Raw genomic sequence first — 15,587 nt, forward strand, 5'->3', positions numbered from 1 at the left:
ACTGTGTATCAGTTTAGCATATTTGATACAGGATGTTCCCGGATGGATTTGTAAGGAATGGGCATTCCGTAGGAAAAGGAAACAGACTTGCAACGGGAATCAAAAAACAGGCATACTGTGAAAGAGAAGAAATTCGATTAGAAGAGGTGTCTATGATGGAAGAAAAAACATTAGAGCGGGAAGTTATTTATGAAGGAAAAGTCTTTAACGTCGAGAAACATGTCGTCAGTCTTCCGAACGGTAATACATCTGTCCGTGAATTGGTCTATCATAACGGCGCAGTCGCAATCATTGCGTTTGACGAAAAGGGAGATTTGTTAGTCGTCGAGCAATACCGGAAAGCGTTTGAACAATTATCGATTGAAATCCCGGCCGGAAAACTGGAAAAAGGGGAAAATCCGGAAGAGTGCGCAGGACGTGAATTGAAGGAAGAGACCGGATACGCGGCAGATGAGCTGACGCATGTGTTTGATTTTTACGGAGCACCCGGTTTTTGCAGCGAACGCGTACATATTTATGAAGCAACGGGTTTGACTGCGGGACAACGCCAACTCGATCCGGATGAATTCTTGGAGAACCAAACGTTGGCGCTTGAACGGGCACTTGAACTTGTCGCAGACGGGACGATTGTCGATGCCAAAACGATCATGGCGATTCAGCATTGGCACATTCGTACATTAAAATCATTCTAAAACGAATGATTTTCAGTTGATAATCATTTTAATTTGAAAAACAGTAGATTATCGGCTATGATAAAACCATCAGTTTCGACCAAAGGGGGCGCTATGATGGAAAGTCGTGTTGAACGCATTAAAAAACAGCTGAGCGGTAAAGGATATAAGCTGACTCCCCAACGTGAAGCGACCGTACGGATCTTACTGGAGCATGAGTCGGACCACTTAAGTGCAGAGAATGTCTTTTTATTGGTCAAAGAAAAAAACTCAGACATTGGACTTGCGACGGTCTACCGGACACTTGAATTATTAACGGAGCTTGAAGTCGTTGATAAAGTCAATTTCGGAGACGGCGTATCCCGATTTGATTTACGGCAGGAAGGTGCGAGCCATTCGCATCATCATCTCGTCTGTATCGAATGCGGATCTGTCGAGGAAATCCTAGATGATATGTTAGAAGAAGTCGAAAAAGAAATCGTCACGCGTTTCCAATTTAAAATCAAAGATCACCGCTTGACGTTCCATGGTGTATGTCGCGTTTGCCAGGAGCGGCATGCACGCGAAGCACTGGAACAATCACAAACACAAACCGTCTGACTGTCCTCATCAAAAAGGGGACGGTTTTTCTTTTTGAAAAATATAGGTCAGACCTCTTCACAACGGTTTACACCTTTGATATGATTGGAAAGTAAGCGATTTCTTAATGATAGAGGATGAGTTCAGTGAGGCAACAACTGGAGACATTTATCGACTATTTAGTGATTGAGCGGCAGATGTCAGCGAACACGGCAGCTGCTTATCGAAATGATTTAAACCAGTATTTGACGACGCTTGAACAGCAAGGGATTTCGTCCGCGGAAGAAGTCACACGCCACCATATTGTCCTTCATATTGAATCCTTGTTACAGGCGCAAAAATCACGGTCGACGGTCCGGCGGTCGACGAGCTCGATTCGATCGTTCCATCAGTTTTTAGTGGAACGTCAAATTGTCCGCCATGATCCGTCACGTCATCTTGATTTGCCGAAACCGGATAAAAAACTGCCGGTCGTTTGGAGTCAAACCGATATCGTCCGTTTGCTTGATTCGGTCGTCGGAAATGATCCGCTTGTCCGACGGGATGCAGCAATGCTTGAATTGCTCTACGGAACCGGTATGCGTGTCAGTGAATTGTTACAGTTGACACTGAGTGATCTGCAACTTGAACTTGGTTACTTGTCCTGTCTTGGAAAAGGTAACAAAACCCGGATTATCCCGATCAGTCAGACAGCGATTGACAGCGTCTCGACTTATCTTGAGCTGGCCCGCAACAGTCTCGGTGGACGGCAAACGGATTATGTGTTCCTCAACAGTCGCGGCGATCGTTTATCGCGGCAGGGTTTTTGGAAGATGATTAAACGCCGGGCAAAAGAAGCGGGAATTGAAAAAGACATCACTCCCCACGTCTTGCGTCATTCGTTTGCGACCCATCTTCTTGAGAACGGAGCAGACTTGCGTGTCGTTCAGGAAATGTTAGGGCATGCCGATTTATCGACGACGCAAATGTACACACATGTCAATAAAGCCAGGCTGCATGATGTCTATAAGAACCATCATCCCCGTGCATGATGGTTTTACGCTTAAAAGGTCTGACTTCAGACAAATAGGGTGTTTTGTCTAGTCCATTTACGGGAAAATTCTAACGGGATTTATATTTAGTAATAAGCATATAGGAGGAATTTTAATATGGCTCAACCATTCAAACGCGTATTTTTAGTCGTCATGGATTCGGTAGGAATCGGAGAAGCACCGGATGCAGAACAATTCGGTGACCTTGGTGCGCACACACTCGGGCATATCGCAGAACAACGTGATGGTCTGAATATGCCGCATCTCGCTCAGCTTGGTCTGTCGCATATCGAACCTGTTCAAGGTATATCAGCAGATGCTGCGCCACTTGCTTCTTACGGGAAGATGGAAGAAGTTTCAGCCGGAAAAGATACGATGACTGGTCACTGGGAAATCATGGGCTTGCGGATCGACACGCCGTTCCGCGTCTTTGAGAAATTCCCGGAAGATTTAATCGGTCGCCTGGAAACATTCTCGGGCCGAAAAATCATCGGGAACAAACCGGCATCCGGAACAGAAATTCTCGATGAACTTGGACAGGAACATGTCGAGACCGGTGCTTTGATTGTTTATACATCAGCAGACTCCGTGCTTCAAATCGCAGCGCATGAAGAAGTTGTTCCGCTTGAAGAACTCTACCGGATTTGCGAGTATGCCCGTGATATTACACGCGACGACCCGTATATGCTCGGTCGAATCATTGCCCGTCCGTTCCTCGGTGAGCAGGGAGCATGGGTCCGGACTTCAAACCGTCATGACTATGCGCTGAAGCCGTTTGACCGGACTGTCATGAATGAACTCGAAACAGCGGGTCTTGATGTCATCTCGCTCGGTAAAATTGCAGATATCTTTGATGGTGAAGGTGTCACGGACGCGATTCGGACAAAATCGAACATGGACGGTATGGATCAACTCGTCAACCAGCTCGATCGTGACTTTACAGGACTTTGCTTCTTGAACCTCGTCGATTTTGATGCGTTGTTCGGTCACCGTCGCGACCCGCAAGGATACGGTCAGGCATTAGAAGAGTTTGATGCCCGTCTGCCGGAAGTCTTTGACCGCCTGCAGGAAGATGATTTATTGATCATCACAGCAGACCACGGCAATGATCCGGTCCATCCGGGAACAGATCATACCCGTGAGTACGTTCCGCTGTTGGTCTATTCGAAAAACGGGGCTGCAAAAGATCTTGGTATCCGTTCGACGTTTGCCGACCTTGGAGCAACAGTTGCCGATAACTTCAACGTGAAGCTGCCGGCGCACGGTACGAGTTTCTTGTCAGAACTTTAATTTAAGGGAGCGATTCAGATGACAGTCAATTGGAATGAAACACGGTCGTATTTAGAAAGCAAAATGCAGGCGAAACCGGAAATCGGTTTGATTCTCGGTTCAGGACTCGGTGTCCTGGCGGATGACATCGAAAATCCGATTGCGATTCCTTACAGCGATATCCCGAACTTCCCGGTCTCGACAGTAGAAGGTCATGCCGGGCAGCTCGTCTTCGGAACGCTCGAAGGCAAACAAGTCGTTGCCATGCAAGGACGTTTTCATTTCTATGAAGGCTATTCGATGGAAATGGTTACCTTCCCGGTCCGTGTCATGAAAGCAATCGGTGTCGAAACACTGATTGTCACGAATGCAGCCGGTGCGTGTAACGAAGCATTTGAACCGGGAGATTTGATGCTGATCACGGATCACATCAACTTCTTCGGCACAAACCCGTTAATCGGCAAAAACGTTGATGAGATGGGACCACGGTTCCCGGATATGTCGAAGCCGTATGACGCTGAATTGTTGCGTCTTGCCCAAGAAACAGCAGACGAACTTGGTATTCAAGTGCGTCAAGGCGTTTACTTCGGCAATACAGGTCCAACCTACGAAACACCGGCAGAAGTAAAACTCGCCCGGTTGCTCGGTGGAGATGTCGTCGGTATGTCGACAGTTCCGGAAGTCATCGTCGCCCGTCACTCGGATATGCGCGTGCTTGGTATTTCGTGTGTCTCGAACATGGCAGCCGGCATTCTCGATCAACCGCTTCACCACGACGAAGTCATGGAAACGACGGAACGTGTCCGTGCGCACTTCCTGTCACTTGTCCGCGGTTCGATCAAAAAAATGTAAGATTAAGAATTGAAGCCCGATAAAATACGAACGACCCCCTGAGGAGGAACTTATTATGCGTATGGTAGATTTGATTGCAACAAAACGAGACGGCGGCGAGTTACCAACAGCCGATATTAAAGCGATGGTTGAAGGATTCACGAACGGTGACATCCCGGATTACCAAATGTCAGCGATGTCGATGGCGATTTTCTATCAAGGCATGTCAGACCGCGAAATCGCGGATTTAACGATGGCGATGGTCGAATCAGGTGACGTGATTGATTTATCACGCATCCACGGTAAAAAAGTCGACAAACACTCAACAGGCGGTGTCGGCGATAAAATCAGTCTGATCGTCGCGCCACTCGTCGCGTCAATCGGAATTCCTGTCGCGAAGATGAGCGGACGTGGTCTTGGTCACACAGGCGGAACAATCGATAAGCTCGAAGCGTTCCCTGGATTTGATGTCGAGTTATCGGAAGAAGCTTTCGTGACACAAGTCAATGACATCAAGATGGCGATCATCGGACAAACGGGCAACCTGACACCTGCTGACAAGAAATTATATGCGTTACGTGATGTAACAGCGACGGTCAACTCGATTCCATTGATCGCAAGCTCAATCATGTCGAAAAAAATCGCAGCCGGTGCGGACAGCATCGTCCTTGACGTTAAAACGGGTTCAGGTGCTTTCATGAAATCATTTGAAGACGCGAAAGCACTTGCAACAGAAATGGTATCAATCGGGAAAAGTGTTAACCGGAAGACGATTGCCGTCATCACGGACATGGATCAGCCGCTCGGAAACGAAATCGGAAATGCGAACGAAGTCAAGGAAGCGATTGAAGTGCTCCAAGGGAAAGATGTGCGCGATTTGAAAGTCATCGCCTTGACGATTGCATCACACATGGCAGTCCTTGGTGAGTTCTACCCGACGTTTGACGAAGCATACGCGGATCTCGAGACACGTCTCGCAAACGGAGCAGCTCTCGACGTCTTCAAGAAGTTCATCGCAGCGCAAGGCGGCGACGCCTCACTCGTCGATGATATGTCAAAAGCACTCGAAACGAAGTTCGAAAAAGATTTCGTCGCGTCGAAAGCCGGATACGTTTCAGAAATCATTGCCGATGAAGTTGGTGTCGCAGCAATGATTCTCGGTGCAGGCCGGGCAACGAAAACGGATGTCATCGATCACGCAGCAAGCGTTACATTGTTCAAAAAAGTCGGCGACAAAGTCGAAGTCGGCGATGTCATCGCGACACTCCGTTCGAACAAAGAAACACTCGATCAAGCGATCGAAAAAATGGATCATGCCTATCATATTAGTGATACGAAGCCGGAAGCACGTCCGCTCGTTCACGCGGTCATTCAATAAGGTGTTTTCTGACAACCGTCTGGGTTTCTTTCCCAGTCGGTTGTTTTTTGGTATAGTAAAAACAATAACGTGAGGGGGAAAACAGATGAAACCAGCTCAATTAAATGTCGGGGATACGATTGCGATTCTTTCACCGGCTTCTGCTGTCGCAGCGTACGTACCGCGTCGTCTGCAACGGGGAATCGAGACGCTTGAACGGATGGGCTTTCAAGTCCTCGTGATGCCGAACACGACAGCAATCTACAGTCATACGGCAGGAACAATCGGGGAAAGGCTTCAAGATTTACATATGGCATTCCGAAATCCGGATGTCAAAGCGATCATTGCGACGATCGGCGGCTTTAACTCACATCAATTGCTCGATGAACTCGATTACGACTTGATTCGGAATAATCCGAAAATCTTCATGGGGTACAGTGACATTACGGCTCTGCTTTCCGGCATCCAGACGAAAACCGGTTTGACGACGTTCGTCGGGCCCGCGATCTTACCGCAGTTTGGTCAACTGCACGGACTGGATGCATATACGCAGAAGTGGTTTGAAAAAACGTTGATGCAGACCGGACCGATTGGTCAAATCGAAGCATCGGATGAATGGACGGATGAAGGCTTGCGCTGGGACATCAACGATGACCGGAAACGGACGCATGTCGTCAACGACGGATACGTCGTCGCCCGCGCAGGAGAAGGGACAGGACCGATCATCGCCGGCAATCTCGGGACGCTGCTGTTGCTTGCCGGGACACCGTATATGCCGTCGTTCGACGGTGCTGTTTTAATGCTTGAGGATGATGAAAGTGAGACACCGGCGACGATCGACCGGTACTTTACGCAACTGCGTCATCTCGGGGCGTATGAAAAGATTTCGGCGATTGTCGTCGGACGTTTTCACGGAAAAGTCGAGTTTGATCCGGATTTCACGCTGAAGGACATCCTCCTGCGGGCGACCCGTGGATATGACTTCCCGATTGTGCTTGAGGCAGACTTCGGACATACGGATCCGGTCTTCCCGTTACCGAACGGCATTCAGGCATCGGTTACTGCCGGTGAAACGGTTGTGCTCGAAATTCTCGAATCCGCGGTCGAGTGAGTAAAAAACCTGCGTTTTTTGTAAAGATTTGATACACTAGGTAACGGAGCCGCGAATGTCGTGGCGAACACCACAGCTGAAAAGCGCGAAAGGTTGGTATACGATGCAAAAAACTGGATATATCTTATTGGAAGACGGAAATAAAATTGAGTTTGAACTGTTTAACGACGATGCACCGATCACAACAGAAAACTTCGAGAACCTTGCGAACTCGAACTTCTATGATGGATTGAACTTCCACCGTGTCATCCCTGGTTTCGTCTCACAAGGCGGTTGCCCGATCGGAAACGGTACAGGCGGATCAGGTAAGACGATTCCGTGTGAAACGTCAACATCATACCCGCACAAGCATAAAGCCGGTTCACTTTCAATGGCACATGCAGGTCGTAACACAGGATCAAGCCAATTCTTCGTTGTTCATGAGCCGCAACCACACCTCGACGGCGTGCACACAGTTTTCGGACAAGTGACATCAGGTCTTGAACATGCGACAAAAATGAAGCAAGGCGCTGGCATTAAAGAAATTCGTGTCGAAGCGTAAGTGATTTCTTCCCTTCTTTGATGAAAGAAGGGGAGTTTTTTTTTCGTTCAATACGGGAAGTGACAACAGAACCGAAAAACGAAGGAGCGATGCATCATGCGTTTAGCAGGAAAAAAGATCATCCAACTTGTCAGTAATGATTTTGAAGATTTAGAGCTGTGGTATCCGGTCCACCGGTTACGCGAAGAGGGCGCCACGGTCGACATCGTTGGTGAGAAGGCCGATGAAAAATACATCGGAAAATATGGTGTCCCGATTGTGTCGGACAAAACGTTTGACGAAATCAATCCGGCAGATTACGATGCGATTTTAGTACCGGGTGGCTGGTCACCCGATCTATTGCGCCGGTTTGATTCCGTCCTCGCCATGGTCCGTCATTTTGACCAAACGAAACAACCGATCGGTCAGATTTGTCACGCCGGATGGGTTCTGATTTCAGCAGGTGTCTTGAATGGTGTCAATGTCACGAGTACACCGGGAATCAAAGATGATATGACAAATGCCGGAGCAACGTGGCATGATGAACCGGTCGTCGTTGACGGACACATTATTTCAAGCCGTCGTCCACCGGATTTACCGGACTATATGCGCGAATTCATTAAAGTACTGGAAGATTCGAAGTAAAACAGTATCGTCTAAAAAGCGCGCCTCCCTGTCACCGGACAGGGAGGTCTTGTTTGAAATGGGGCAGAGGCATTTGTTTTACAGGAGTCCGCTTTTTTGATGGATTTGACGAAAAGTGAAGCATTTCAGGTCGAGAAGGTGTAGAATAAATAAGTCTCAGTTGATCATGTTCCTGAGAGTTGTTGAAACTAGGAAGGTGTAGAATCAGATGCTAGTAAAATATAAAAAGTTGAATGAACGGACCGCGATGGGGTTAATCGCTTTTTCGTGCGAAGTGAAGGATCCGAAGTATTTGCTTGAAACGGTTCAAACCTATGAACAAGACGAGAATCAACAGTTGTATCTCTATAAACAGGATGAAGATTTTATCGGCATCATCGGATTTCAATTAGTGGATGGCCACGCTGAATTGAAACATATCGCCTTGTCGCCATCGTTCCGTGGGGAACGGATGTCGTATATGTTACTGGATGCAGCCGAAAAGATGTTGCGGACAGAAATCACGGGTGCAACGGACGAAACGAGTCGACTTGTTGAGAAATGGAAAAATCAATAAAAACCGGTCCATGTAGTTACGGACCGGTTTTTCATTTTTTCTGCCGCGCGGCAAGTGCCGCTTGTCGTGCCGTGATGACATCCTGCCGGTCCCGCAGGACGTGTTTATGTCGCAAGAACGACAGGTCCTGCAACTGTTCAATCGGCAGACTGTTGATCCGTTGGTCCAAGTCATGTGCGAGGGGTAACGGAATATGCTCGTAGTCCGGCTGCATGAACACTGGTTGTAAGGCAAGCAGACGGGGGACGTCGATTCCTTGGGCGGACAGTGATCCGGCATGCCGTTCGAGTTTTTGGAAAGCTTTCGGGTAGGTCCGCATCGCTCCCTGTACATTGCCGCGGCGATGATGATAGCGGGCGACGGCGAGCTGAATCAAGGCGACGAGGGATTCATCTTGCCGTTGCCCGGCCTGCCACAGCTCTTCAAGGACTTCGTGGCATTCGAAATAGTCATGTTGGACGTTGAATTCAAAGGCAAATTGTTCGATTGGATGCATGGATGGATCTCCTTTCCTTTTAATATAGCATAGTCGAAATCAGGTGATGTGTGGTATACTAAGGCGCAAAAAACGTTGATGGGCAGGGAGAATCATGGAATCATACAGTGTAAAGATGGATGCGTTTGAAGGCCCGTTGGATTTGTTGTTACATTTGATTGGTAAACTGGAGATTGACCTGTATGACATTTCCGTCTCAATCGTGACGGATCAGTATGTGTCCTATATTCGGGCCATGCAACATCTCGAACTGGATGTTGCGAGTGAATACCTTGTCATGGCAGCGACGCTCCTGCAATTAAAAAGTAAACAACTGTTACCTGTCGAACAGACGGATTTCGAAGAAGTTCCGGATTTTGAAGAGGATCCGACACGTGAAGGGTTGATTCAGCAACTGATCGAATATAAAGCATACAAAGAAGCTGCACTTGTCTTAAAGGAAAAGGAAGAAGCGCGGCTCGAACTGTTTTCAAAACAGCCGGAAGACTTGATGACGTATCTGGATGCGGACAATCAGGATTACAGTGGAAACCTGTCTTTTAGTGACTTGTTGCGCGCTTATGAGAAAATGCGTCAACGCGTCGCCTGGAAAGTACGCCGTTCAAAAACCGTCAAACGGGAAGAACGGACACTTGAACAACAGATGGTTCACATTTCGGAATATGTTTTTGCCAATGAAGGAACGACGTTTTTTGGTTTTTTCACGGAACAACCGACCGTTGAAGAATTGGTCGTCAGCTTTTTGGCCGTACTCGAACTGGTCAAACAACGGGTCGTCGCCTGTGAGCAAATGAACGATGATATCCTGTTGCGTGCCTTAGTGAAGGAGGAGAATCAGATTGGCGTATGAGCGAATCATTGAAAGTTTGTTATTCGTCGTCGGAGACGACGGAATCGATCCGCGTGGTCTGAGTCAAGTCCTTGAAATCAGTGAGGCAGCGGCTCGGGAACAGCTACATGCTCTTCAGACGGCATTTGAAGCGGACGAACGGGTATTGCAAATCGTCGAATCCGGCGGTGTCTTCAAGATGGTCACCCGGAAAGAGATGTCACCGTATGTGCAGGCATATGCCGGTTCTCTTGCAGAGGACAGCCTGTCACGCGCTGCGATGGAGACACTCGTCATCATCGCCTACAAACAGCCGGTTACCCGGGCGGACATTGAAGTCATTCGTGGTGTGAAGACGGAACGTGTCATACACACGTTAAGTGCAAAAGGATTAATTGATGAAGCCGGACGTGCCAAAGGCGTCGGGCGTGCCAAATTGTATAAGACGACGGATCATTTTTTGGATCACTTCGGACTGAACAGTATCGAAGAATTGCCGCCGCTTGAGTTTGAAGAAACACTTGAAGCGGACGGGGATTTGTTTTTCCGGAATGAACCGTCACTAGAGGAGAGAATAAATTAATGGAACGTCTACAAAAAATTATTGCCCAGGCCGGTGTCGCATCACGACGCAAGGCAGAAGAACTAATCACAGAAGGTCGCGTCAAAGTCAACGGGAAAGTCATCACGGAACTCGGGACGAAAGTCGGCGGACGTGCAGAAGTCGAAGTCGACGGAGTGAAGCTGGAACGGGAAGAACACGTTTACTACATGCTGTATAAACCAACAGGTGTCGTTTCGACGGTAGAAGATGATAAAGGCCGTAAAACGGTCGTCGATCTTGTTCCCCCGGGTCACCGCGTCTTCCCGGTCGGTCGTCTTGACTACAACACAAGCGGATTACTGCTGTTGACGAACGACGGCGAGTTTTCGAATCTCCTGCTCCACCCGAAATACAAAGTACCGAAACGTTATATCGTCAAAATCAAAGGCGTGCCGGACTACTATCATGTCAAAGGTCTTGAAAAAGGTGTCGTCTTGCCGGACGGATTCAAGACCGGTAAAGCACGCGTCGAGATGCGCGATGTCGATAAGAAAAAAAATACCGCGATTTTAGAAATGGTCATCTATGAAGGCCATAACCGTCAAGTCCGTCAAATGGTCGAAACACTCGGCGCAGAAGTCATCAAGTTGAAACGGGAACAGTTTGGTTTCCTGACGCTTGCTGGATTAACATCAGGCGACTGGCGTGAACTTTCGAAAAAAGAAGTCAATCAATTGCGTGAGCTGGCGGATCCGGTTGCTCCCCCTACGAAAAGACGTAAGAACACAAAAAAACGTTAATTTGTAAAGCGAGAAGCTCAGCCTGCGGGTTGAGTTTTCTTTGTTTGTGACAAAACGATTAACGTATTTCACATTCTGTCAACAATTAAGCGATTTCAAGTACAATATGGGTGGAGGCGGTGCAACATGAAAAAAACGAATCAGAACCCGGACGAGCGGCTAGCAGCCGCGAAGCAAAAGAAGAAAAAACGTTCATTTTGGCGGTTAATGATCATGACGATGGTATTATTCGCCGGTGCGGTCGTTATCATGCAGTTTGTCGATCAGGCGACACGGGATAAAGACGGTCGTGTCCTTGCCGGAGATGACGCGCCAGGATTTGCACTTGTCGATTTGTATGGAGAAAAACAACATACGATGGACGAGTACAAAGGCAAAGGACTTTTACTCAATTTTTGGGGGACATTCTGTGAGCCCTGTAAAAAAGAAATGCCGTTGATCAACGACAATTACGACATGATGCAAAAAGAAGGTGTTAATTTTGCGGCAGTAAACGTCGGTGAGACACCGGTCCGAGTATCCAGTTTCATCAAGGAAATCGGAGGAACCGACTATCCGGTCCTGATGGATACGAACAGTGCCGTCGAGAAGGCGTACGGGATCTACAACCTGCCTGTGACCTTCATCATCAACAAAGAAGGTAAGGTCGTTGAAAAGTATGAAGGTGAAATTGACCAAGCGAAGTTAGAGGAAATGATCAAAAAAGCAAACGAGTAACGCATCGAGGGGGAATTTATGATGCAGCAGGAATATAAGCAACTGGATATGCGTTATGAGGAAGCCGAGCTTCGCTCAAAACGAAAAAATCAATCATGGATCGACCGGACATGGACATTCTTTTCATCCGTTAAAGTCGGTTTGTGGTTGATCGGCTTAATCATCATCGCAAGCGGCGTCGGAACCATCTTCCCGCAGGAGATGTACATTCCGCAAGCGATTCCGCCGGAAGAATTTTACGGAAAAGAATACGGGACGGCCGGGGAGATTTATTATGCCCTCGGCTTCCATAATTTGTTTGAATCCTGGTGGTACATCGGCTTAATCACATTATTACTGTTATCCATCATCATCGTATCGATCGACCGTTTCTTCCCGCTGTATCGTGCGTTGAAGAAACAACCGGTCATCCAGTCCGACCGTTTTATGGGCGGTCAGCGATTTGGCGCTGAAGCGACTGGAACGGTCAAACAGATTGATGCCATTGAACCATTACTGAAGAAAAAAGGCTACAAGGTCCGTCGTCAAGACAGTTCCTTGCTCGCGGAGAAACAACGATTCGGGCGCTGGGGTCCGTATATCAACCATATCGGGCTTGTCCTGTTCTTCGGTGGAGCGATGTTACGCATCGTTCCCGGCATGCACGAAGATGAGCTGATGTGGATCCGTGAAGGCGAAACGTTGCCGGTCGAAGCGACGGACAATAAGTATTATCTCGAGAATAACTCGTTTAACATTGAGTTTTATGATCCGGCAAAAGAACCCGAGAAATTCAGAGAAGCTCTGAAACGGGCCGGTGGAAGTGTTCCGAAAAACTATGACACCCAGATGACGTTGTATAAAAAAAACGGCATGACGGACGACTTTAAACCGAAACTTGAGAAAGTCAAAACTGGTGAAACAGCCGTCAACCAACCGTTCGAGTTCGGTAATTATCAAGTTTTCCAAGAGCAGTATGCAGCGGATCCGGAATTCAAGACGATGTCATTCAACATCGAGAATCAAAAAACGGGTAAAGTCGTCGATACGATTAAAGTCGACTTGCGCAATCCGCAGGAAACTTACAAATTAAAGAACGGTTATGACGTCGAACTGAAAGACTTCTTGCCGGACTTCGTCGTCAAGGATGGAAAACCGACAACGAACTCGTCCCGTCCCGTCAATCCGGCGTTTGTCTTTACGATCAAATCACCGGAACATCCAAAAGGGGAACGGAGTCTGATCGGAATTAAGCTGAATGTCGGCGGCGATGAAAACCAGTATAAGATGGGCTTCGCCGGTACGGAACTGTCGAACATTTCCGGCGTCCGGATTAAAAAAGATCTGACGCTGCCGTTCCTGTTCGCTGGCGGTATGATATTCATGATCGGGTTGCTGCTCGGCATGTACTGGCCGCACCGCAGACTCTGGTTGAAAGAAACAAACGGGCAGATCAACATTGCCGGATTTACGAATAAAAATGCACTTGGACTTCAAAAAGAAGTCAATCTCGCCTTGACTGAAGTGGGACTTCCGCAACTGGAAGACCGGCAGAAGTTGCGGGAAGAGGGGGAATCGAAATGAATCTGCTTAGTTTAAGCGGTAATTTACTGCTTACGTCGTTCATCTTATATCTGATCAGTACCGGTTTCTTTGCCGTCGCAACAAGTGGTAAAAAGGGACCAAGCCGTTCCGGGAAAATTGCTTTCTCACTTGCTCTTTTGGGATTTGTGGCCCAGCTCGGCTACTTCTTCACACGCTGGGCAGGAGCTGGACACGTTCCGGTTTCGAATCTTTATGAGTACACGACATTCTTCGGAATGATGATGGTACTCGGCTTCCTGATCGTCTACGGGATTTATCGCAACAATGTCCTCGGACTTGTGGCGATGCCGGTCGCGTTGCTTGTCATCGCTTACGCGTCGATGTTCCCGGATGAAGTTCAACCGTTGATTCCGGCACTTCAAAGTGTCTGGTTGAAAATCCACGTGACGACGGCAGCACTCGGAGAAGGGATTCTTGCAGTCAGCTTCGCAACCGGATTGCTGTATCTGATCCATGCGACAGACTTCAACAAAGAATCGAAAACACGGACATGGCTTGAAGTTGTCATGTTTTCACTCGCATGTGTCGTCGGTTATATCATCGTCGGTTTATTGTTCAATGCACTCGGAACGAACTCGACGATCGAGTATGTCGCGAAAAACGGTGCGACGATGCAACATGACTACACGATGCCAGTTTTGACTGGTCCTGAAAACGGAAAGATCATTTCCGGTTCTGGTGCTGTCGTTGAATTACCGAATTTCCTCAATGCCAATAAAGTCAATACGGTCTTATGGTCATTGATCGGCGGTTTAGTCTTGTATATTCTGCTTCGCTTCGTCATTTTACGGAAACGTTTGGCGGAGAGCCTGAAACCGATCGCCCGTAAGATTGATCTCGAGACAGCAGATGAAATCAGCTACCGTGCGATTGCGATTGGTTTGCCGGTCTTCATTCTCGGTGGATTGATCTTCGCGATGATTTGGGCACAGATGGCTTGGAGCCGTTATTGGGGTTGGGACCCGAAAGAAGTATGGGCCTTGATCACGATGCTGTTCTATGTCTTCTACCTGCACATGCGGATCCAGCGCGGCTGGATTGGTAAAAAATCAGCGTGGTTGTGTGTCGGCGGATTTGCCGTCATCATGTTCAACCTCGTTTTCGTCAACTTGGTCGTTGCAGGTCTTCACTCTTACGCGTAAGTAACGAAATCAATTACTGGAATCATCAGTCAAGGATGGACGGTGGAAGGAAACTTCCGCTGTCCATCCTTTTTTAGGCGAGACGATTGATTTCCACGGTCAGAGACGCTATTTCTTTTGTTTCATAGTATACTAGAAGAGTAGTAGGATAGAGTGAGACAGATTAGTTTATGGGAGGAATCAACTGATGTCAGAAGAAGCGCGTATTTTAGTCGTCGATGACGAAGAACGGATTCGACGTTTATTAAAAATGTATCTCGAACGTGAGAACTTTACGATTGAAGAAGCCGACAATGGAGAAACGGCTCTCGAGATGGCACTTGAAACGGAATATGATGTGATTCTACTTGATTTGATGATGCCGAAGCTCGATGGCATGCAGGTCTGTGAAGAACTGCGGAAAACGAAAGCGACACCAATCGTCATGCTGACGGCAAAAGGCGAAGAGACGAACCGGGTCCACGGTTTTGAAATGGGGGCGGACGATTATATCGTCAAACCATTCAGTCCCCGCGAAGTCGTCTTACGTGTCAAGGCAATCCTGCGCCGGGCAAGCGCAACGAAGTTCCTGCATACGGATGCGAAAACAAAAGATGTCATCGTCTTCCCGCACTTGACGATTGATAATGATGCCCACCGTGTCACAGTCGAATCGCAGGAAGTCAATTTGACACCAAAAGAATATGAATTGCTGTATTTCCTGGCGAAGCAGACGGACAAAGTCTTTTCGCGGGAACAGTTATTAAAAGAAGTCTGGAACTATGAGTTTTTCGGCGACTTACGGACCGTTGACACACATGTCAAACGACTGCGTGAAAAACTGAACCGTCTGTCACCAAATGCAGCCCAAATGATTACGACGGTTTGGGGTGTCGGCTACAAGTTCGAGAATAATCCCGCCTGAC

18 protein-coding genes are annotated in these 15,587 nt (G+C 47.9%); 17 read left to right on the top strand and 1 reads right to left on the bottom strand.

Translation table 11 applies throughout. The features are described 5' to 3' along the window. Nucleotides 1–155: 155 nt before the first annotated feature. From ACP26N_RS05295 to ACP26N_RS05340, 10 genes are all read left to right on the top strand, one after another. Nucleotides 156–692 (top strand): NUDIX hydrolase, encoded by a 537-nt coding sequence (locus ACP26N_RS05295; RefSeq protein WP_131973142.1) that lies wholly within the window; start codon nucleotides 156–158, stop codon nucleotides 690–692. A 96-nt stretch (nucleotides 693–788) separates the two neighbouring features. Then, nucleotides 789–1,271 (top strand): Fur family transcriptional regulator, encoded by a 483-nt coding sequence (locus ACP26N_RS05300; protein WP_026828821.1) that lies wholly within the window; start codon nucleotides 789–791, stop codon nucleotides 1,269–1,271. 125 nt (nucleotides 1,272–1,396) lie between these two features. Further along, complete coding sequence (gene xerD / locus ACP26N_RS05305; RefSeq protein ID WP_114596255.1) at nucleotides 1,397–2,281, top strand: site-specific tyrosine recombinase XerD; 885 nt, start codon at nucleotides 1,397–1,399, stop codon at nucleotides 2,279–2,281. Between the two features lie 117 nt (nucleotides 2,282–2,398). Continuing rightward, nucleotides 2,399–3,571 carry a phosphopentomutase gene (deoB, locus tag ACP26N_RS05310; protein WP_188005288.1) on the top strand — a complete coding sequence of 391 codons (1,173 nt, stop codon included), beginning with the start codon at nucleotides 2,399–2,401 and terminating at the stop codon, nucleotides 3,569–3,571. 18 nt (nucleotides 3,572–3,589) lie between these two features. Further along, entirely contained in the window at nucleotides 3,590–4,402 is an 813-nt protein-coding gene (locus ACP26N_RS05315; RefSeq protein ID WP_026833469.1) for a purine-nucleoside phosphorylase, read from the top strand. 55 nt (nucleotides 4,403–4,457) lie between these two features. Further along, nucleotides 4,458–5,759, top strand: coding sequence for a pyrimidine-nucleoside phosphorylase (locus ACP26N_RS05320; protein WP_114596253.1), 1,302 nt, complete (start codon nucleotides 4,458–4,460; stop codon nucleotides 5,757–5,759). 85 nt (nucleotides 5,760–5,844) lie between these two features. Next, the gene (locus ACP26N_RS05325) at nucleotides 5,845–6,849 is read left to right on the top strand and encodes a S66 family peptidase (protein ID WP_131973140.1); all 1,005 of its coding nucleotides are present in this window, start codon (nucleotides 5,845–5,847) and stop codon (nucleotides 6,847–6,849) included. A 103-nt stretch (nucleotides 6,850–6,952) separates the two neighbouring features. Next, on the top strand, nucleotides 6,953–7,390 hold the full coding sequence (locus tag ACP26N_RS05330) for a peptidylprolyl isomerase (protein ID WP_012369909.1): 438 nt from the start codon (nucleotides 6,953–6,955) through the stop codon (nucleotides 7,388–7,390). A gap of 96 nt (nucleotides 7,391–7,486) precedes the next feature. After that, the gene (locus ACP26N_RS05335) at nucleotides 7,487–8,014 is read left to right on the top strand and encodes a type 1 glutamine amidotransferase domain-containing protein (RefSeq protein ID WP_131973139.1); all 528 of its coding nucleotides are present in this window, start codon (nucleotides 7,487–7,489) and stop codon (nucleotides 8,012–8,014) included. Nucleotides 8,015–8,222: 208 nt separating this feature from the next. Continuing rightward, a complete protein-coding gene (locus tag ACP26N_RS05340) occupies nucleotides 8,223–8,570 on the top strand; it encodes a GNAT family N-acetyltransferase (protein ID WP_026828814.1) in 348 nt (115 codons plus the stop codon). Between the two features lie 31 nt (nucleotides 8,571–8,601). Here ACP26N_RS05340 and ACP26N_RS05345 read toward each other — a convergent pair whose 3' ends face one another. Further along, nucleotides 8,602–9,066, bottom strand: a complete 465-nt coding sequence (locus ACP26N_RS05345; protein WP_114596250.1) for a DUF309 domain-containing protein — start codon at nucleotides 9,064–9,066, stop codon at nucleotides 8,602–8,604. Nucleotides 9,067–9,160: 94 nt separating this feature from the next. Here ACP26N_RS05345 and ACP26N_RS05350 point away from each other — a divergent pair, with 94 nt between their 5' ends. From ACP26N_RS05350 to ACP26N_RS05380, 7 genes are all read left to right on the top strand, one after another. Next, nucleotides 9,161–9,916 (top strand): segregation/condensation protein A, encoded by a 756-nt coding sequence (locus ACP26N_RS05350; RefSeq protein ID WP_426354965.1) that lies wholly within the window; start codon nucleotides 9,161–9,163, stop codon nucleotides 9,914–9,916. Continuing rightward, the gene (gene scpB, locus ACP26N_RS05355) at nucleotides 9,906–10,478 is read left to right on the top strand and encodes an SMC-Scp complex subunit ScpB (protein WP_131973138.1); all 573 of its coding nucleotides are present in this window, start codon (nucleotides 9,906–9,908) and stop codon (nucleotides 10,476–10,478) included. The genes ACP26N_RS05350 and scpB overlap by 11 nt, the downstream gene beginning before the upstream one ends. Beyond that, entirely contained in the window at nucleotides 10,478–11,239 is a 762-nt protein-coding gene (locus tag ACP26N_RS05360; protein ID WP_014969990.1) for a pseudouridine synthase, read from the top strand. Before scpB ends, ACP26N_RS05360 begins: the two co-directional genes overlap by 1 nt. A 126-nt stretch (nucleotides 11,240–11,365) precedes the next feature. After that, nucleotides 11,366–11,956: a redoxin domain-containing protein gene (locus ACP26N_RS05365; RefSeq protein WP_026828810.1), complete on the top strand. Its 591-nt coding sequence runs from the start codon at nucleotides 11,366–11,368 to the stop codon at nucleotides 11,954–11,956. Nucleotides 11,957–11,977: 21 nt separating this feature from the next. Then, nucleotides 11,978–13,519, top strand: coding sequence for a cytochrome c biogenesis protein ResB (resB, locus tag ACP26N_RS05370; protein ID WP_426354968.1), 1,542 nt, complete (start codon nucleotides 11,978–11,980; stop codon nucleotides 13,517–13,519). Then, nucleotides 13,516–14,682 (top strand): c-type cytochrome biogenesis protein CcsB, encoded by a 1,167-nt coding sequence (ccsB, locus tag ACP26N_RS05375; protein ID WP_131503033.1) that lies wholly within the window; start codon nucleotides 13,516–13,518, stop codon nucleotides 14,680–14,682. Before resB ends, ccsB begins: the two co-directional genes overlap by 4 nt. A 187-nt stretch (nucleotides 14,683–14,869) precedes the next feature. Next, a complete protein-coding gene (locus tag ACP26N_RS05380) occupies nucleotides 14,870–15,586 on the top strand; it encodes a response regulator transcription factor (protein WP_012369919.1) in 717 nt (238 codons plus the stop codon). Nucleotide 15,587 lies beyond the last annotated feature (1 nt).

Origin of the sequence: Exiguobacterium sp. R-39 (genome assembly GCF_049942815.1) — a bacterium.
Lineage (GTDB): Bacteria > Bacillota > Bacilli > Exiguobacteriales > Exiguobacteriaceae > Exiguobacterium_A.